We start from the raw sequence: 18,703 nt of genomic DNA, 5'->3' as shown, positions 1-18,703 counted from the left end.
ACGTAACAGAAATCGATCTTTCGCCGACAGAGTTTGGCGTACCGTTTCGCAATTCTCGTAAGCCGCCTCAGTCGCCAAACAGGCTATCGGGAATCGTTTTTTCAGCGATTCTGCCGATCTCTTCTTGAGTTCTTCGCTGACCCACCGAATGCCAAGCAGAAACTTCCTTGAGTTCTGGCATCACCTCAACAAGCTGTTCGACAAGCATATCGGCCATGCGTTTCGCTTTCGGCTCTTTCACATTGTCGCTCAAGGCCTTGGCGGTTTTCATCACGCGTAGCAGACTTGCCCGCTGATTCACCGTTGGCGAGAGCGGAGCGTTGTTGTCGACCAGCAAATCTGCCAAGGGAACATCAAGCACTTGTTGCCACCACAACAGATCAGAAAGGCGAAGGTCACTGCTCGGGTCCTCTTGGGCACGGACCTCTTGCATCGTGATGCCCATTTTCCGAGCCACCGAACGAACTGAAACGCCCTGTTGCTGTCTCACTTCCGCCAAGCGATGCGTTACCGCCGGCGGAGCGACCACTTTCAGGATGGCATCCTCGCTCGCCAAAGAACTTTGACTTGGCAGCGGGGTGTTTCCATTGGAGGTGTGGTCGTAACCGAAATTCGTCATTTCCATGATAAGATGCGCCTCCTCTGCTTGTCTTAGTAAGCATCTACATGCCAACATGCCCCGCTCCCTTCAGCTTGTTCGAGGACCGACGAAATTCCGACAGTCCTCACACTAGATTCCGGTTGTGCTGTTGCTGGCAAAAGAAAAGATGAGCGCGACCTTCGACGAAGCTTTCGTGAGAAGTCGACATTTTGTTCCGACCACTGACCAACTCAACTTGCCGTGTTGAATCATGCCATGGCAGTGGCTAAGGCGTCGCTCCCCGCTGTGGGTCTCCCCTGTGTGGGTCTGTTGAGGCTATCTGGCCCAGAAACATCAACAGAATTCTTGACGCCAACAACATGGTAGGCTTACGAACGCCAGACGGCAACTAGATTTCGATTTTATCGATAACTAAGTGAAAAGTAGCGGTTTTCCTTCCCACCGGGTGCTTCAGCTACTCGATCGATACTTGCACATCTCTCTCTGATATTTCCAAAAGAAATGCCCGTAACTAGCTTAATTCAGAGGAGTTTACCGTCAGCGTAGCATCGGCTCTCGAACAGGAACTTTGTGAAGCCTGAAGTGTCCAGTTCTTTGACAAAGCAATCACACTTTTTCGAGAGTCGTGATCGGTGATTTCTCTCCTTCATTCACTGCAAACGCTTTCGTCCCGTGCGGAATACGTGCTGTTGTCAACCGACGTGGCGAGAGGTAGTCACCAAGCTCCAACCAACGGAAGGCCGTAAGGGGCTGATGGGCGCGTTCCATCGCCGCATGAAGAGCAGTAACCGACGCAAATCGCCTCGAGCCGCGAGCTTCCGAAGCAGACTGCGGCGTGGCGACAGCCTTTTCACGTTGGTCCTCTCGGAGCATCGCAACCAGTTCGCTGACCTCAAGAGGCGAAACGCCATCATGCACAATCACGCGATCTGAATTCACGATCCGGCGTACCCGATCCAGCGCGGGCCCTAAGCCTCGTTGTACGGGCTGATGCAGCACACTTATTTGGGGATAAGCAACTGAGAGCTCACAAGCCGTCTCAAAGGTCTCGTCGGTTGAACCATCATCGACGATGACGATCCGAAGGTCGCACTGAAGGGTCTCCGCGATCTCCAGCATCTTGAAGATGAGCGATCGGATACGCCGTTCACCATTGTGAATCGGCAGAACGACGGTTGCAGGATGGTCCACGATCGCAGCTCCTTGTTTGTGATAGGCTCGCCTGGAGGATTCTTACGAAGTCGCGACGCTTCACGAACGGCTTCTCCGTAGTATCATGGATCGTCAACGGTGAGGCCGACTGACGACACTAGGCAAAATCTTCCGCAATAAGCCGACCGTATGCTTCGCTCCGATTAGTCCAATTGCACGAATTTTGCTCGGCGGAATCACCTTTACCCAATCGACCCTGCAACAAGTTCAACGCGATGTCTGACCTGCCCGCCTTCACAGATGCAAATACACTCTTACCAGTCATTGCGCAAGACCACGCAACCAACACGGTTCTTATGCTGGCCTACATGAACCGCGAGGCATGGGAGAAAACTTTGGCTGAGGGAGAAGCTGTCTACTACAGTCGCAGCCGTCAGCGGCTTTGGAAGAAAGGCGAGCAGAGCGGAAACATTCAACATGTTCGGGAAGTCTTCATCGACTGCGACGCCGACACGATCTTGCTAAAAGTTGAACAGGTAGGAGGTGCCGCCTGCCATGAGGGATATGTCAGTTGTTTTTTTCGCCGTCGCGAGAGTGACGATTGGAAAGTTGAAGGCGAGCGCAAGTTCGATCCGTCGGACGTCTACGATATTTAGCCCAATCAGGAATCTATCATGAGTCACGAAGCACGCATCAGCGCGTTAAACCTAACGCTTCCTCCCGCCCCTAAAGCAATTGGACTCTACAAACCAGTCGTTGAATGCCAGGGTCTGCTCTATACCTCGGGGCATGGCCCACTTCAGCCTGATGGCACGCTAACCTGTGGGAGAGCCGGCGACGACATTGATCTTGAGTCAGCTAAGGCAGCCGCGCGGCAGACGGGGCTTGCGATGCTTGCATCGCTTCGCGAATACTGCGGTAGCCTCGACCGAATTGCTAGGCTCGTAAAAACCGTCGGTCTCGTGCAGACCGCTGCTGACTTCAAAGATCAACCGGCCGTCATCAATGGCTTCAGCGAATTGATGCGCGACGTTTTTGGCGAAGAGCAGGGCGTGGCAGCACGCAGTGCTTTCGGTGCAGCTTCGCTGCCCGGTGGCTGGGTTGTTGAGATCGAGGCCGTTTTCGAACTTGCCTAACAGCGACTCCGCTTTCATTCGCCCCGCATGGCAGCAAGCTGCTGCCGGAACGCATCGATACCGGCCATTACATCGGCATCTACGTTTTCGACCTCACCCTCCGTCGAGACGGTTTCCTCTGGAGTCGCCTCTTCGTTCGCTGGCTCAGACTCCCCAGAGTCTGTCGCGGGTGAATCCGAAGGAATCGCTGGCTTTGACGAGCCAGCGTCTGCTGCTGATGGTTGCTCAGCAGACTGCGGCTCCAGCGGCTGTGGGAGATTCTGCGAAAGTTGGTCCCGAAAAGCTTCGATCCCTGCCAAGACCTCTGCTTCGGGCTCGGTGGCTTCAGGCTCTACTTTGGCCTCCTGGGAGGATTCAATGTTCGCCTGGTCCTGGCGTCCCACGAATTCCTCAAGAGTCGGCTGCTGCTCTTCGATGGTGCCCGTTCGCCTCGACAGAGTGTCATTTAATTCGCCCGCCTGATTCTTCTGGGCTTGCTCCCGAAGCTGTTCTTGCCAAGCAGCGATATCAGGGGCAGGCGTCTCCGCTTCGCTCTTCTCATGGTCATCCGTCAACTCAGGCTCACCGTTGGCCTCAGCGGTAGGTGGGGCTGGCTGTGGTTCTAAAGAAGCCTGCGGCTTGGCAACCTCAGCAGTTACCTCTTCTTGTTCCTGTTCTATTGAGGCTTGAGGTATTGGCTCAACTGGCGAAGCTTGTATCGGGATTTCGGAAACTGCCGGGGTTGGTTCAACTACTGCTGTAGGCTCGGGAAGCTCAGCCTGTGCAGGGTCATCCGAGGCTGACTCTTCAACTTGATCGTTAAGGAGTTTGTGAATCTCTTCCTCTGAAGCGACCGCAGGCCTCTCCTCATCGATTTGGGGTGCTGGCTGTTTGCTCGCCAGCGGATTACCCAAGTACAGAGCGAGCCCGTACCCGAGGGCAAGGTTCAGCACTGAAATGATAAAAAAGAAGGTGAGCACGACGAAGCATCAAACGCAAGAAACAAACGGCACGATGGCAGCCAGGTGGCTGGAGCAGTTTTCTGCACTTCTAAAGGTAGTTTGCTCACTGTCCACGTGTCGATTTTCGCGCCAATAAACAGGCGCTTTGTAATCATAAGTCTCGCGTAGACCCTAGGGATTCCACGAGGGCGAATCGGCATCTACCGGTCGTGCTGGTTATACGGGCGCTAGCTTTCTTGTTCCAAGAGAAGCTGGGCTACCGCGGTGCCTGTTCCCGAAGCTTCGACACGAAGCTCGGCGAAGCGTTCTCCAAGCGGATCACTTGGCTTTTCCCATCGGGCGTCTTCGGCCGAATGATGCAGACGACTTCCGAATCGGCGCCAAGCCGCTGGATCTCCTCGAAAGCGGCCTGCTCTTCTTGCGACAGAGGCGTCGCGCTGGCAGCCGGGCCTTGGACAACCTCAGGCGTAACGGGCGCTTCCCTTGGCGGCCAATCGGGAGTCATCGAGTTTGGAGACGTAGAGCTTGAAGTCGACGTCGGCTGCTGCCCGCGAATGGTCAGCGGGGGCGTTGGAGCCGCGGCAACAGCAACTTGGTTTTGAGTCGGCGGTACGACCGGCGTCGATTCCTCTTGGCTCAATTGAGCCATGTTTCCAACTCGGGGATTGCGATAAACGTTGGAGAGTTTCAACTCGTCGAGTTTCGCATAGATCGAACCCAATGCCGCGTAGAGCCCTTCATTCCCTTCATGATCTGCTGCAAAGCAAACGCCCACGAGTTGTCCAGCACTGTTGAACATGCCCCCGCCGGAGCGTCCTTCAATCGGCGCACCTGCTGCCTCGACGTTGGGGGCTCCCTGGTAGCGATTGATCGCGGTCACTTGGGTGTTGATTGCCGTGGGGTTGGCCCCTTCGTTGCAACCCACGGTGGTCACGGCATCGGCGCGTGTCACTTGTACAGCTGGAGGGGCGATTGGTGCAACGGTTACTTGGTTCTTCGTCCAAACGCTGACTAATGCCAAGTCGCGTTCCAAATCGAAATCGACCAGCTCACCTGGCAATGTTTCTTTCACAACGGCACCGTTCGGGCCGGACTGAAAGAAGGTCACCGAGATCGGCCCCTTGCCACCCGAGCTACGAAAAATGTGTCCGCAAGTCAGCACTAGCGAGGCTCCCTCACGCGAATCAACAACGGTGCCGGTTCCCGTTGACTGGCCATCGCGATCTTCAACGGTCAATCGAACACTGGCAGCGATCAGTTGATCGGGACTGATCCTCGTGGCGTTGGCATTCTGCGACGACGCAGTAGGTGGCCAAGCCGCTCGCGGCTTAGCCGCCCCTAAGTTCTCCCTTGTCTGTGCCGGTTGCTGAACCGTAGCCCCCTGGTTGGCGGCATCCCCTTGCCGAGAACTCACGTCGACAATCCGATTCTGCGGCACCGTTCGCGATGGTTGTGGGGAGCCTACCAATTCAAATTCTGGGTTACTCGACCGCTCACTCAGAGCGTTTCCAGTTCTTGCTTGAGCGATCCGCAACGACTTGTGCATCATCTCCTGGAGTTGCGCTTGCGAAGTTGCTCCAACGAGACGACCCTCTTCGCGATTGCCAACAACCGTGACAAAGGTCGGCAGGCTTCGAACGCGGTACCGCTCAGCAAGTTGCGGTTCACGAGTAACGTCGATTTCTCGCACGGCGTAACCGGCCTGATGAAGGCGACGCACTTTGGGACGCATCGAGCGACAAGGTCCGCAACTTGGTGAAGAGAATTGCAGCAAGGTCACGCCAGGCGTCGGGTTTTGCGCCTGGGCATGCACGATGCCGGCTGAGAAAAGCAGGCAGAGAAAAGCAGTACAACGAACCATTGCGTCCCTCCATGGACGTTCGGGCTACGTTGCGATCATTGGGTCGATCGCGCCGGTTGGATTACGGGGCTTTAATTACGGGGCATCAATAACTCACGGGAACGCCGGTGAACCTTCTCTGGCGAGATTCCTTCTTCACCAAGAGATAGTTCTTCCAACGCGGGTCGGGAGTGTCGGCAAGATGCATCATAGCCGCAATACCAGCCGAGAGTGCTAGCATTTTTCGCTAGCCGAGGCGAATATTGAAACCACAGATGGACACAGATACACACGGATATCTTAAGCAAGACATTTGATTCCAGAGCGGCGTCGTTTGACCTATCTGCGTTTATCAGTGTCCATCTGTGGTTCCTAAGTTGGCGCTCTTGGCGTCCTTGGCGGTTCAAATACAATACGGTCTCAAATTCCAATCAACCGCCAGCACTGCTAGCAGATGACCCAACGCCGCCTCCTTGTCACCTCCGCCCTACCATACGCCAACGGCTCGATCCATATCGGGCACTTGGTCGAGTACCTACAGACTGACATCTGGGTGCGCTTCCAAAAACTGCGTGGCAATGATTGCCGCTACATGTGCGCTGACGACACGCATGGCACGGCGATCATGATTCGTGCCAAGCAAGAAGGCCGCAGCGAGGAAGAACTGATCGCGGCAATGCAGGCCGAGCATGAGCAGGACTTCGCGGATTTTGGCATCGAGTTCGACAATTACGGCAGCACGAACAGCGAAGAGAATCGCCAAAAGTGCCACGAAATCTGGGCGTCGATCCGCAAAGCGGGACTCGTCAAAGAGAAGAAAGTCGAGCAATTGTTTGACCCCGAGGCGAACACGTTCCTCGCGGACCGGTTCGTCAAAGGAACCTGCCCCAAGTGCAACTCGCCCGAGCAATACGGCGATAATTGCGATAAATGCGGCTCGACCTACAGCCCCGCAGATCTGATCGATCCAGTGAGCACGCTCAGCGGTGCGACGCCGGAGGTGCGCTCGGCACTGCACCTGTTCATTGAGTTGGAACAGTTGCACGAGTTCCTCAACCACTGGACGCAATCCAGCGGTGCCCTCCAGCCGGAAGTCGCGAACTATTTGAAAGGGCACTTTCTCGAAGCCAAAGACGAGGCGGGCAAGATCGAGCCGTTGCGTGATTGGGATATCTCGCGACCTGCACCCTACTTCGGCTTCGAAATCCCTGACAGCCCCGGCAACTACTGGTATGTCTGGTTCGACGCCCCGATCGGCTACATGGCATCGACCCAACAGTGGTGCGATCGCACTGGGGAGAACTTCGACGACTGGTGGAAGAGCCCCGACTGCGAAGTGCATCACTTCATCGGCAAGGACATCACCTACTTCCACACACTTTTCTGGCCAGGCATGCTCAAGACCGCCGGGTTCAGTCTGCCGACGAAGGTCCACATCCACGGATTCCTGACCGTCGATGGCGAGAAGATGAGCAAAAGCAAGGGCACGTTCATCAAAGCGCGGACGTACCTGAATCACCTCGACCCCGCCTATTTACGTTACTTTTACGCTGCCAAACTCTCCAGCAAAGTCGACGACATCGATCTTTCGCTCAATGAGTTTATCGCCAAAGTCAACACCGACCTCGTCGGCAAGGTCGTCAACCTAGCGAGCCGAAGTGCGAAGTTCCTGGCCAAGACGGGCCTTTCTGAAACCTATCCGGACGATGGCGGGCTTTTCGAGAACGGCGTGAAGCTCGGTGAAGAAATCGCTGCCGCGTACGAGTCGTGTAACTACAGCCAAGCGATGCGGCTGATCATGAGTCTCGCCGATGCGGCTAATCCGTTTGTCGAAGAGAATAAGCCTTGGGAACTCCGCAAAGATCCCGACAACGCACAGCGACTGCAAGACGTCTGCACGATCGCGTTGAATCTTTTCCGACAAATCGTCATCTGCCTAGCTCCCGTGCTGCCGAAGTTGGCGGAGCAAACGGGAGAATTACTTGGTGAGCCCATTGTGAGTTGGGATCAAGCATCGAAGCCACTTGTGGGAACGCCCGTCAACAAGTTCAAACACATGCTTCAGCGTATCGAAGAATCGAAAGTGAATGCCATGATTGAAGAAAGCAAAGAAGAAAACGAACAAGATGCGAATGCCGCGACCGGTGGCGATCAAACCGTTACCGATCCTTGGGCAGATGGCGGCGAGGCACTCGCCAACGAACCGCTGGCCGAAGAATGCACTATCGACGACTTCATGAAGGTCGACCTTCGAGTCGCGCGGATTGTCGAGGCGGAAGAAGTCCCCGAAGCACGTAAGCTCTTGAAACTGCGGCTCAGCCTCGGTGGGGGCGTTTACAAACAAGTCTTCGCCGGCATCAAAGCGGCTTACGAACCCGAGAAACTCGTCGGCCGTCTCGTCGTCTGCGTCGCCAACTTGAAGCCGCGTCAGATGAAGTTCGGCCTCAGCGAAGGCATGGTCGCTGCTGCCGGACCCGGAGGCGGCGAGGTTTATCTGCTGACGCCCGACGAGGGTGCAAAGCCCGGCCAACGGTTGCATTAGCAGTAAAAACTCTCTTAGCATTCCCCAAAGGCCTGCCGCAGGCGCCATAAGGCGTTCTCTACAATGCACTTACGGCACATTAAGGTTCTGGATGGAAAAGGCCGAAAAGCATAATTGACGTCTTGTCAATTTTCGACAGGATGTTAGAATTGAATCATGGTCGCAACCCTCACAAGAAAAGAACGCGAGAAACAAGAGCGGGAAGTTCGCATCCTCGAACTTGCCCGCGTAATGTTGCGCGAGTCGGGCTATCTCGGTCTGAGTATGGACCGGATTGCCGCGGAAATGGAATACTCCAAAGGTACGATCTACCAGCACTTCCGCAACAAGGAAGAAATCATTCTCGCCTTGGCGAATGATGCGCTGGAAACCCGCCTACGGATGTTTGAAGTCGCAGCCACTTGGAACGGTAATTCGCGTGAGCGAATGGCTGCTGTAGGTGCGGCGGCTGAAGAGTTTGTAGACCGGTTTCCGCTTCATTTCGCCGTGGAGCAGATCGTTCGTTCCGCCTCAATTTGGGAGAAAACCAGCGAAGAACGCCAACAAATGATGCAGTCCTGCGAATCTCGCTGCATGCAGATCATTAGTGGCATTGTTCGCGATGGACTCGCTCATGGAGACCTAACAATGCCCGAAGGACGGACACCTGAAGACCTAGTGTTCGGTCTCTGGTCGTTGAATTTCGGGGCGTACACGATCATGGCAACCAGCGATTCACTGGGCGACAACGGCATCGCTGAACCAGTGGCGGCATTAAGAGATAATCAGAGCTTCATGTTGGATGGCTATGGCTGGCGTCCGTTTTCGCATGAAGTTGACTACCAAGCTTTGATGGACCGGGTCCGAGAAGAGGCATTTTCCGATGAGTTCTAGCACCGCCACCGAACACTCTTTTTTTGCCAAGAATTTGACGCAACGTCAATTTTTGACGAAACGCAACTTGATCCTCTTAACTTTGGTCGCTCTGACTGTTGGCGGAGCTTTCGCAGCAACCAAAGCGGGAAGTACAGCAGCCTCAGCGGAATCGGAAGAAATTGAGACGAACACACCGCTTCCGGTTAGCACTTTCACCGTCGAGCAGATCAACAGCTATGTTCGCCAGCGCGACTACACGGGTATCCTCCGTGAATCCCGCCGCAGCCAGCTAGGTTTTCAACGCGGCGGTGAGGTCGTTGAACTTTCCGTTGACGAAGGGGATCGGGTCGAAGCGGATCAAGTCATTGGCAAACTCGACACGCGGCACATCGAAGCCCGCAGAGAACATCTTAAAGCCCAGCGTCTCGAGGCGGAAGCGATACTGCTCGAACTAGTCAACGGACCGCGAAAAGAAACGATCGCAGCTAAGCGTGCCGAGCTTGAAACACTTCGGGCTCAATTGAAAGTCTTGGAAAAGCAACTAGCTCGGCGAGCGAAGCTTGTTCAAGGGGCCTCCGTTTCTCAGGAAGAGTACGAAACGTACCTCCATGAAACAGAGGCTGCCGCTGCACGCGTCACCATGGTCGAACGGCAGTTGGAAGAGCTTGTCGTCGGGACGCGTCAAGAAAAGAAAACAGCACAGCAAGCGCGGCTCGATCAGATCAACGCGCTTCTCGAAGACCTTGATCACGATGCTGAAGATGCATTGCTTCGTGCCCCCTATGCGGGCCGAATCGCTTCGCGGATGGTTGACGAGGGAATCGTTATCCAAGCAGGCACGCCTGTCGTAGAAATTGTCGATGACACGCATCTCGAAGCCTGGGTCGGACTGCCAGCCAGCACAGCCGCCACACTTTCGAAAGGCAGCACGCATACCCTGCTTGTCGACGGTTATTCCGTCCAAGCGGAAGTCAGTTCTTTGGCTCCTGAGGTCGATCGTACCACGCGAACGCGGAACGTCATTCTCGATCTCGTCGCAGACGCCGGGTCTGGCGAGAGTGGACCCTTGCCCGGTCAGGTCTTTCGCTTTGCGGCCGAGCAGCGCGTCGAGAAGAACGGCTACTGGGTTCCAACGACTGCCCTCTCACGCAGTACTCGCGGTCTTTGGTCGGTGTTCGTCGTGGAACCTGCCGAAGAGGGCACGTCGACCGCCGGCAGCCGCCAAGGAAAAATCGCCCGCCGCGATGTGGAACTACTCGACAACGTCGACGATCGCAGTTTTGTCCGCGGCACACTTCGCCCTGGCGACCAAGTCGTGACAAGCGGAACGCATCGTGTGGTCGTCGGTCAGCGAGTCGTCGTCGATCCGGCTTCTCTCGTAAAATTACCCGAAACTGATTCTCCCTCCAATGCAAAGTAGCCACAAGAAAGTGCAAGCCTGAATTTTGCCACGGATGAACACGGATTGCACGGATGATTAAGAATCACAGCACGAAGCGCAAGCGAGGGATTCCACTAATCAGTTTTCTCCCTCACTAACACTTCGGGCTATGAGAAGTCTAGAAAAATCATCCGTGAAATCCGTGTGGATCCGTGGCCAAAATTAGCGCTAGAAAGTCTTCACAATGCACGACGCCGACAAAGAAAATCGACAGCTCGCCAGTCTGTTCTTCGACAACAGCCGTTTGCTGATGTTGGCGATCTGTCTGATTTTGGTGGCAGGACTTTCGTCCTACTACATTTTGCCGCGGATGGAAGATCCCGTGCTTTCACAGCGGGCGGCGATCATCAATACGCAGTTTCCTGGGGCGAGTGCGGAACGTGTTGAAGCCCTCGTTACCGAAAAGCTCGAAACCGAGCTGCAGGAAATCGAAGAGATCAAAGAACTGCGTTCTTCCAGCCTCAGCGGCATTTCGACCGTCACGATCGAACTGAAGGACAACGTCTACGCTGTCGATGAAGTCTGGTCTCGCGTGCGAGACAAAATCGACGACGCGACGCCCCTACTACCAACTGGAGCAAGTGACCCTGACTTCGATTTACTCGAGGTTACCGCATACGCTTCCATCGTTGCACTCGTTTGGGACCTCCCCGAGGAGCCCAGCTACGCAATCCTTCGACGTCAGGCCGAGGCATTGGAGGATCGCCTAAGAGCGATTAATGGCACCCGCGAAGTCGATACCTTTGGCGATCCGCGCGAAGAGATTGTCGTCGAAATACGACAGGACGAACTGTCGACGCTCGGCTTAACCGTTGAGCAAGTGGCTCAACTCGTCGCCGCCAGCGATGCGAAAGTCTCCGCCGGCCTGTTGCGTTCAGAGACTCGCAATCTTGTTTTCGAAGTCGATGCGGAAATCGACTCGGTCGAGCGTGTTCGGAGCCTGCCCATTGCCGTCGACAATCGAAGCACTCAAGGAGCCGGTCGATTCGTTGCCTTGGGAGATATCGCCGAGGTCTCCAAAGCGTTTGCTGAGCCGCAAAGCTCGCTTGCCATCGTCGATGGAAAACCGGCGGTCGCATTGGGCTCGCTCGTGAAAGAAGAGAAACGTGTCGACCACTGGACAGATTCATTGAAGGAGACGCTTGCCGAGTTTGAATCCTCGCTGCCCAGTGGTGTCCGCTTGAAGGTGTTGTTCGAACAAAACCGCTACGTGGAAACGCGTCTGACAACCCTTTTGGGGAACCTCGTTGTCGGAGCGACCGCGGTGATTGTGGTTGTCTGGTTCATGATGGGTTGGCGAAGTGCCATCGTCGTGGGAACCGCGTTACCCCTTGCGTCGCTCATGGTGCTTGCCGGGATGCGATTGATGGGCGTCCCGATGCACCAGATGTCGATCACGGGACTGATCATCGCACTGGGACTGCTGATCGACAATGCGATTGTGATGGTCGATGAAGTGCGCGAGCGGATTACCGCTGGCGAAAAGCCAGGCAGCGCCGTTGCTGGTAGCGTGAAGCACTTAGCCGTTCCATTGCTTGGTTCGACCGTGACGACGGCGCTCTCCTTCGCGCCGATTTCGCTCATGCCTGGCCCTGCGGGAGAATTCGTCGGGTCGATCGCCACGAGCGTGATCCTGGCCGTCGCCAGTTCGTTTCTGCTGGCGATGACGGTGACTCCTTCATTGATGGCCCTAATGAGTCGCGACGAAAGCGAAACGACCGAAAAAACACGCAAGCGTCACTGGTGGTCGAGCGGCTTCTCCAACGCTGGCCTTACCACTTTGTATCGCGGCATGCTCGACTCTGTTTTTCATCGCCCACTGATCGGCGTAGCATTGGGAATGTTCCTGCCGATTGCTGGATTCATTGCTGCCAGCACTCTCACCGACCAGTTCTTCCCACCAGCGGACCGCAATCAGTTCCAGATCCAATTGACGCTCCCTTCCCAGGCTTCGATTGGTTACACCGCCGAAACAGCACTCGCAGCGCGTGATATTTTGCTGAAGAACAAGTCGATCAAAGCGGTCGAGTGGTTCATCGGCGAAAGCGCTCCACCGTTCTACTACAACATGCTTTCCAACAAGAAAGGCACGCCGCAATACGCTCAAGCCTTGGTGCAGGCTGAGAGTGCCGAGGGCGTTGGCGAGCTGATTCGCTCGCTGCAAACAGAGCTGAGTGATGCGTTCCCCGAGGCACGTTTTCTTGTCCGTCAGCTTGCCCAAGGACCGCCGTATGAAGCGCCGATTGAATTGCGGCTCTACGGCCCAGACTTAGACGTCCTGCGTGAGTTAGGCGACGAAGTTCGTGCGGTCCTCTCCGAAACCCCCGAGGTGATTCACACCACCGCCAGCCTCGCCGAGGCTCTGCCGAAATTGGCGATTGATGTCGACGAAGAGCAAGCACGCCTCGCGGGCCTCGACAACGCAACGATCGCACGCCAGCTAGACGCCTCGCTCGAAGGGGCCATCGGCGGATCGCTCTTGGAAGCAACCGAAGAGCTGCCTGTGCGCGTGCGAATTCAGAATGAAAAGCGCGGGCAACTCAGCACCGTCGGTTCGCTGGACTTACTTTCGGCGGGCCCCCAGTCTCCAGACCAAAATGGCCGTGCCGCTTCAGCGGCACGGATCCCCCTCTCTTCAATCGCTGAGATCAACCTCAAGCCCGAAGTCTCCGTCATCCCGCACTTTAACACGATTCGCATGAACGAAGTGCAGGCCTACATCACGGCGGAAGAACTGCCCGCGGGCGTCTTGGCGGATTTCCAACAACGGCTCGCCGATTCTGACTTTGAACTCCCCGCAGGTTACCGCTATGAATTCGGCGGTGAAGCCTCGAAGCGTGACGACGCCATCGGCAACCTGCTCTCCAGCGTCGGCGTGCTTGGTGTGATGATGGTGGCGACCCTGGTGCTCAGCTTTGGTAGCTTTCGCATGGCGGGCATCATCGGCGTGGTCGCGATGCTCTCAGTGGGCTTAAGCCTGGGGGCACTTGCGCTGTTCCAATACCCGTTTGGATTCATGGGTATCGTCGGCACGATGGGCCTCATCGGTGTGGCGATCAACGACACGATCGTCGTGCTCGCCGCCCTGCGAGAAGATGAACAGGCCGCCACTGGCGATCCGGCTGCGGTGCGCGATGTGGTCGTCCGCGCGACGCGTCATGTGCTCTCTACAACCTTCACGACGATTGCCGGTTTCTTACCGTTAATCATTGGCGGCGGCGGCTTCTGGCCGCCCCTAGCGACAACCATTGCCGGCGGCGTAAGCGGGGCCACGATCATGGCGCTCATCTTCGCGCCGAGTCTGTACGTCCTGTTGATGTGCCGCGGGTGCCGGGAAGAGGTGAGCGTACCGGTACGGCAAACTCGGATGTCGTTCGAGCCAGCACTGGGGTAGCGGCGATTGCGATAATTACGCCGAAGGCGTTTCATCCCATAGCCCAGGGTTGGTCAATAGCGAGCCCCAGCGAGCTTTGACCTAACCTGGGAAAACAAGCGACCGCAAAGAAGCGACCGAGCGGAAAGGCAAGACAACCGGCGGCACCAAAGCGAGGTCGCAAAGAGCCGAGGCATGCCGTTTCGATTTCGACCTCGGCTGAGTTCTTCGGTACTCATGGCATCTTGCTCGGTCGATGTTTGTTTGGACCCATTAACCCAGGGTACGATCACACTCGCTGGGGCTCGTGATGATCGAACCCTGGGCTATGTTGCGTAATCGCTTCGCGGTAATTTTGTGGATGCACGAATCAAAAACTTGGCTCATGCGTATCTCGCAGCCGCCCGCAGCACTCTCTACTACCCCGACCAGTGATCCTCTTCTTCTCCCGGTGTCTCCTCCGCGTCCAACGCGTCTAGATGCTGCTTCTGAAAGAATCGTCCCAAGTACAAACGGAAGGGTACGAGGAGAGCGATGAACAGAGGAAACAGAAGTTGCAGCGTCGGAAACGGTGCGAGACTGATCACCGTCAAGGCGACAAAGCAGATGAGCTGAATGGCGGTAAACTTGTGAATCACTTTGACGGGTGCTTGTCGCATGTAGTGCGTGCGGGGGTAGAGCGAGGGCTCAACAAACAGCAGCAGCAACCGTTCGAATAACTGGTTCCCACCCAACGACACCACGCCCATGTAAAGGAACACACCGTAGAGGACTGCCAGCGGCACGTATTCCAACCAGGAGAGAAGTGCGAGCGAGGTGCCGATCAGCAGATGAACGACTAGGCCCGTCATACGTGTCTCTTGAACGTGAATCACCCGTTGGCTGCGTTCACCTCCCGTGGAAACCGAACCTTCAAAGGTCGCCAGTGAACGCACATGAGCGAGCGTCCGGACCGTGGCGGCGACAAACCACGGCCAACCGAACAGCGAACAGACGCCCACCAAAATCCCGACCACTGCAAGATCCCAGTGATACGCGGCCCCTTTGTGGAGCCGATTATCGGGACTGTTCAACAGGCGGCCAGTAATATTGTGCGAAAGCACAATCAGAAGAGTCGCCAGGAGCGCAGGGACCAGCGCAGCAAACCACGACCATTTCGGGCCGACAAAGGGATCCACTAATAGGGCCCGCCCTGATGTCGTACCGGTAAACTTCTCAGGCGGCTGGAGCATGTCGGGCTTCACTTCGTCCATGATGGCTATTGCGACAATCGTCATGGAACCCAATGCGATTGTGGGGCCAAAGTCTGACAGGAATTCGCGCATCCAGGGCGCTAGATAGCGGCTACTTCGAAAGCGAGACAGATTCATCGCGATATAGAATGTGCCGATCGCAAGTACCAACGTCAGGAACGCGGCGTCGTGGTTATCTTCCTCGGCTGCAAAGCTCACTCTAAAACGACCGACGATTGCTCGGACCGCTTCATAGATAAACAGTACGGACATAAGACCCGCGAAGATCTCATCGGTAAACCGTGTGAAATACCGCATGAGCACGCTCGCTTCGAAAACAGCAAGCAAGATCAGCAGCAAAGAAGTCCAGAAACCAACCCAGGCATAGGTTGCCAAGAATGGCAGCTCCATATCAGTGCACAGTTGGTAGAGGATTGCTGTGAAGAGATAGAGCGCCCCGATCCCGCCGAGAATGATCATGGGTTGCCCTGCCACGAAGGCATAGACCGTGCCGCAGATGGCGGTCGCGAGCAGCATTTCCACGACGCCAATGTCGTTGTTGGTCGCAGCGCCCATCAGGCCACCGAAAGTAATGCACGGAGCCAGGCACGCGAAGAACAGAAAGATGATCGCTGAGAGGGTTTTGAAATTGAAGCCGTCGACAAAGTCGCTCAGATAGTGCGGCAGCCGACGAGCGATATCTTGCTTGATACCGCCAAAGAGTTGCCCCGAATGGATGAGTGCCTCTGCCGGGTCTCGCAGGGTAACGACGACTTGGGAGCTACGCTGGTCGAATCGGGTAAGCGACTCCAGCAGATCGTTTTGATTGCGGGCTCGGCGCAGATCGTAGCGGAACTCACCATCTGAAGTCGCCCGCGCGATCGTGGCCAGTGTATCAAGATGCTCCGCGGTTGCTTCTTTCGGTCCGAGCAGTGTGAAAAAGTAACGCGTCGGAATCCCGTCAGGTGCACCAAGGTTCAGCGCGTGGTCGAGCCGCACAAAAACGACCATCGGGTCGGTTAAACAGTCGAGGTAGCAATGCGGTACGGCCACCGCATGACCGATTGCCGTCGAGGACTGCTGCTCCCTTTTGATCAGCCCAGCAGCAACCTCGTCGCGAACCTCCTCGGTAAGGAGCCCTTTGGCGATTAAACCATCAATGGTCTTCTCGATGACCTGCTCGACGTCGAAAGCCTCGACGTCGAGCAAAAAAGCTTCCTTCTCGAATGCTTGTTGAAGGATTTCCATTCGATGCTGTTTCCGCCCAGAACTGGCTGCAAAATCGCTAGAAAAGATAAGGTTGGTGCTCGACAAGCTAGCTGGCGAGGCGTTTAGGATCAATAGTTATCCATAAAATCAAAGCCTAGGACGACTTGACCACGACTCCGCACTTCGTGTCATTTCGACAGGTGTCTCGGCACCGGAGAAATCGGGAACGCACTCTAGTTGAGCCCAGATTCCTCGGTCGGCGAGCCTCCCTTCGGAATGACAAGAAGTTCGAGGTGCTAGGAACACATGCCTTTGTCCAATTTCGACTTGCCCACGACGTCTGGCCTGCTATCCTGTAGGTCATACAAAGGTGTGAGACCTTCCGGCCAAGCAGCGTAGTTCTGACAATTACTGCGGCAATCTGACTGGCACAACGGTTGTGTTCATTCGAAGCTCGAAGCAAGCGGTTCGCCGCCTCCAATCTGCTAGGATTAGGAAGGCAGGCTTTCTGACTCTCGACCGCGACTGATTTTCTTGCCCCTTGCGACCGCCGCCAGCCAGATTGATTGGCTTGCGTTGATTCTTCGTCTCTCGTGACGTTCGCGAGTTAGCCAGAAGAATAAGGTCGGCAATTTGGCATCAGCTTCGAACCCCACGAAGCTCTCGGGTGACCTCTGTCGCTAAGGGTCTGTCACTAGGCGTTCGTCTAGCGGCTTGGACCACGGCAGGCGGATGTCATCGCAACACGAAAGAAATAGATTAGTGACATTGAAAGACGCTCCCTCAGAAGCAACCTCACAGGATTTCACTCAACTTGGACTGGCAGAGCCTTTCCTGCGGGCGACCAGCGAGCTCGGCTACGAGACGGCAACGCCGATCCAAGCCGCAGCGATCCCGGTTGTTCTGGCTGGCAAAGACCTCATCGGTTGCGCCCAAACGGGCACCGGCAAGACAGCGGCTTTTACTTTGCCGATGCTTGATCGCCTACTGCAAAACCTGCCGCCAAAATCACAGTCAGGTCCGCGGCGCGATCCGAAAAATAAACAGAAACGCCCACGCGGCGGGAAGCCCAAGCCCCGCACGCTACGAGCTCTAGTACTTTCACCGACACGAGAATTGGCCGCCCAGATTGAAGAGAGCTTAAAGAAGTATGGCAGATATACGCCGCTTCGACAGACGGTCGTCTATGGCGGTGTCGGACAACATGCACAAGTGAAGGCCCTTCGGCACGGCGTCGATGCGTTGGTCGCCACACCTGGCCGGTTGCTCGATCTGATGAACCAAGGCCACATTGATCTCTCGAAAATCGAGATCCTCGTCTTTGATGAAGCCGATCAGATGCTCGACATGGGTTTCTTGCCGGACCTCAAACGCATTGTCGCCAAGGTTCCTGAGAAGCGGCAAACGTTGATGTTTTCGGCCACCATGCCTGGAGAGATTCGCAAGCTGGCTCAACAGTGGCTCAAGAAGCCAGAATCGATACAAGTTGCCCCAAACTCGAAGCCGGCAGACCGGATCGAGCAATCGGTGCACTTGGTTGATAAACGCCGTAAGCCCGAGTTCCTAGCTCACTTCCTCACCGAAACGCCGCGAGGAAGAACGCTTGTGTTCAGTCGCACAAAACATGGTGCGGACAAACTGGTCAAGCGGCTACGCAAAGATGGCCATCGTGCTGCCGCTATCCACGGTGACAAGAGTCAAGGAGCGCGTAATCGCGCGCTCGCCCAATTCAAGAGCAACAATCCGCCGGTGCTGATCGCCACGGACATCGCTGCTCGCGGGCTGGACATCGATAGCGTTTCGCATGTGGTGAACTACGACCTTCCCGAAACACCCGAAGTCTACGTCCATCGGATTGGCCGCACAGCCCGAGCCGGTGCCGAGGGCGTGGCCGTTTCGTTTTGTGCCGGTGACGAACGAGGTTTGCTGAAGCAAATCGAAAGGCTCACCAAGCGAACGATCCCTGTCGAGCCGAGCATCGAAGGATTTGAACCGACCGATCCCATCACGGCACCCGCTAAGCGAGGACAAAGAAGTCGGGGAAATGGCCCTCCTAAACGCGGTGGTGGAAAACGCTTCGGCGGAGGAAAACGGCGGCCCGCGAGCAACGACGGTAAGAACGACAACCTGGGCGCCAAGAAGAAGCGATACGCTCCACGAACCGACGTTAACGACAAAGGTGAGAAGAACGAATCAAGTTCGACCACGAAGACCAAGCCGCGCCGCCGGAAAGGGAGCACGGAACCTCCCGCGAACTTCAAAGGCAAGAAAAACAAAACTGCCGAAGGCAGCAAGAACGGTTCGCGTAAGCGAAAAAACCGTCCCGGCCGTCGCGAGCGAGCTGCGAAGAAGGGCTAGCTCGCTGGATTTCGCTGGCCTTC

The 18,703-nt window shown here is 55.9% G+C and carries 13 protein-coding genes; 7 read left to right on the top strand and 6 right to left on the bottom strand.

Translation table 11 applies throughout. The features are described 5' to 3' along the window. Positions 1-67 precede the first annotated feature (67 nt). Entirely contained in the window at positions 68-625 is a 558-nt protein-coding gene (locus RIB44_19485) for a helix-turn-helix domain-containing protein (GenBank protein ID MEQ8618762.1), read from the bottom strand. Positions 626-1,207: 582 nt separating this feature from the next. Further along, a complete protein-coding gene (locus RIB44_19480) occupies positions 1,208-1,792 on the bottom strand; it encodes a glycosyltransferase (protein MEQ8618761.1) in 585 nt (194 codons plus the stop codon). Between the two features lie 236 nt (positions 1,793-2,028). Here RIB44_19480 and hisI point away from each other — a divergent pair, with 236 nt between their 5' ends. Together hisI and RIB44_19470 are read left to right on the top strand one after the other, a co-directional pair. Then, on the top strand, positions 2,029-2,409 hold the full coding sequence (hisI, locus tag RIB44_19475) for a phosphoribosyl-AMP cyclohydrolase (protein MEQ8618760.1): 381 nt from the start codon (positions 2,029-2,031) through the stop codon (positions 2,407-2,409). A gap of 18 nt (positions 2,410-2,427) precedes the next feature. Further along, the gene (locus tag RIB44_19470; GenBank protein ID MEQ8618759.1) at positions 2,428-2,889 is read left to right on the top strand and encodes a RidA family protein; all 462 of its coding nucleotides are present in this window, start codon (positions 2,428-2,430) and stop codon (positions 2,887-2,889) included. Between the two features lie 14 nt (positions 2,890-2,903). Here the strand turns inward: RIB44_19470 and RIB44_19465 are convergent, their stop codons facing one another. The 3 genes from RIB44_19465 to RIB44_19455 form a co-directional block, all read right to left on the bottom strand. Continuing rightward, the gene (locus RIB44_19465) at positions 2,904-3,848 is read right to left on the bottom strand and encodes a hypothetical protein (GenBank protein MEQ8618758.1); all 945 of its coding nucleotides are present in this window, start codon (positions 3,846-3,848) and stop codon (positions 2,904-2,906) included. Between the two features lie 238 nt (positions 3,849-4,086). Further along, complete coding sequence (locus tag RIB44_19460; GenBank protein MEQ8618757.1) at positions 4,087-5,691, bottom strand: trypsin-like peptidase domain-containing protein; 1,605 nt, start codon at positions 5,689-5,691, stop codon at positions 4,087-4,089. A gap of 85 nt (positions 5,692-5,776) precedes the next feature. Then, positions 5,777-5,911 carry a hypothetical protein gene (locus RIB44_19455; GenBank protein MEQ8618756.1) on the bottom strand — a complete coding sequence of 45 codons (135 nt, stop codon included), beginning with the start codon at positions 5,909-5,911 and terminating at the stop codon, positions 5,777-5,779. Between the two features lie 213 nt (positions 5,912-6,124). Here RIB44_19455 and metG point away from each other — a divergent pair, with 213 nt between their 5' ends. The 4 genes from metG to RIB44_19435 all read left to right on the top strand — a co-directional run bounded on the left by metG (position 6,125) and on the right by RIB44_19435 (position 13,902). After that, on the top strand, positions 6,125-8,212 hold the full coding sequence (gene metG / locus RIB44_19450) for a methionine--tRNA ligase (protein ID MEQ8618755.1): 2,088 nt from the start codon (positions 6,125-6,127) through the stop codon (positions 8,210-8,212). A 156-nt stretch (positions 8,213-8,368) separates the two neighbouring features. Then, complete coding sequence (locus RIB44_19445; GenBank protein ID MEQ8618754.1) at positions 8,369-9,085, top strand: TetR/AcrR family transcriptional regulator; 717 nt, start codon at positions 8,369-8,371, stop codon at positions 9,083-9,085. A 67-nt stretch (positions 9,086-9,152) separates the two neighbouring features. Beyond that, a complete protein-coding gene (locus RIB44_19440) occupies positions 9,153-10,487 on the top strand; it encodes an efflux RND transporter periplasmic adaptor subunit (protein MEQ8618753.1) in 1,335 nt (444 codons plus the stop codon). Between the two features lie 205 nt (positions 10,488-10,692). Beyond that, complete coding sequence (locus tag RIB44_19435) at positions 10,693-13,902, top strand: efflux RND transporter permease subunit (GenBank protein MEQ8618752.1); 3,210 nt, start codon at positions 10,693-10,695, stop codon at positions 13,900-13,902. A gap of 398 nt (positions 13,903-14,300) precedes the next feature. On the opposite strand, the gene RIB44_19430 is transcribed toward RIB44_19435, so the two are convergent. Then, positions 14,301-16,361: a PTS sugar transporter subunit IIA gene (locus tag RIB44_19430; GenBank protein MEQ8618751.1), complete on the bottom strand. Its 2,061-nt coding sequence runs from the start codon at positions 16,359-16,361 to the stop codon at positions 14,301-14,303. Positions 16,362-17,084: 723 nt separating this feature from the next. Here RIB44_19430 and RIB44_19425 point away from each other — a divergent pair. Next, positions 17,085-18,680 carry a DEAD/DEAH box helicase gene (locus RIB44_19425; protein ID MEQ8618750.1) on the top strand — a complete coding sequence of 532 codons (1,596 nt, stop codon included), beginning with the start codon at positions 17,085-17,087 and terminating at the stop codon, positions 18,678-18,680. The last annotated feature ends 23 nt before the right edge of the window (positions 18,681-18,703 follow it).

The sequence above is a fragment of the Lacipirellulaceae bacterium genome (genome assembly GCA_040218535.1).
Lineage (GTDB): Bacteria > Planctomycetota > Planctomycetia > Pirellulales > Lacipirellulaceae > Adhaeretor.
The sequence above is the reverse complement of the archived record's forward strand: the minus strand, read 5'-3'. Positions and strand labels throughout refer to the sequence as shown.

What these genes read in the sequence shown, in the direction of transcription:
- RIB44_19485 (MEQ8618762.1), bottom strand. Translation starts at nt 625, where the DNA reads ATGGAAATGACGAATTTCGGTTACGACCACACCTCCAATGGAAACACC.
- RIB44_19435 (MEQ8618752.1), top strand. Translation starts at nt 10,693, where the DNA reads ATGCACGACGCCGACAAAGAAAATCGACAGCTCGCCAGTCTGTTCTTC.
- RIB44_19470 (MEQ8618759.1), top strand. Translation starts at nt 2,428, where the DNA reads ATGAGTCACGAAGCACGCATCAGCGCGTTAAACCTAACGCTTCCTCCC.
- hisI (MEQ8618760.1), top strand. Translation starts at nt 2,029, where the DNA reads ATGTCTGACCTGCCCGCCTTCACAGATGCAAATACACTCTTACCAGTC.
- metG (MEQ8618755.1), top strand. Translation starts at nt 6,125, where the DNA reads ATGACCCAACGCCGCCTCCTTGTCACCTCCGCCCTACCATACGCCAAC.
- RIB44_19460 (MEQ8618757.1), bottom strand. Translation starts at nt 5,691, where the DNA reads ATGGTTCGTTGTACTGCTTTTCTCTGCCTGCTTTTCTCAGCCGGCATC.
- RIB44_19430 (MEQ8618751.1), bottom strand. Translation starts at nt 16,361, where the DNA reads ATGGAAATCCTTCAACAAGCATTCGAGAAGGAAGCTTTTTTGCTCGAC.
- RIB44_19455 (MEQ8618756.1), bottom strand. Translation starts at nt 5,911, where the DNA reads ATGCTAGCACTCTCGGCTGGTATTGCGGCTATGATGCATCTTGCCGAC.
- RIB44_19445 (MEQ8618754.1), top strand. Translation starts at nt 8,369, where the DNA reads ATGGTCGCAACCCTCACAAGAAAAGAACGCGAGAAACAAGAGCGGGAA.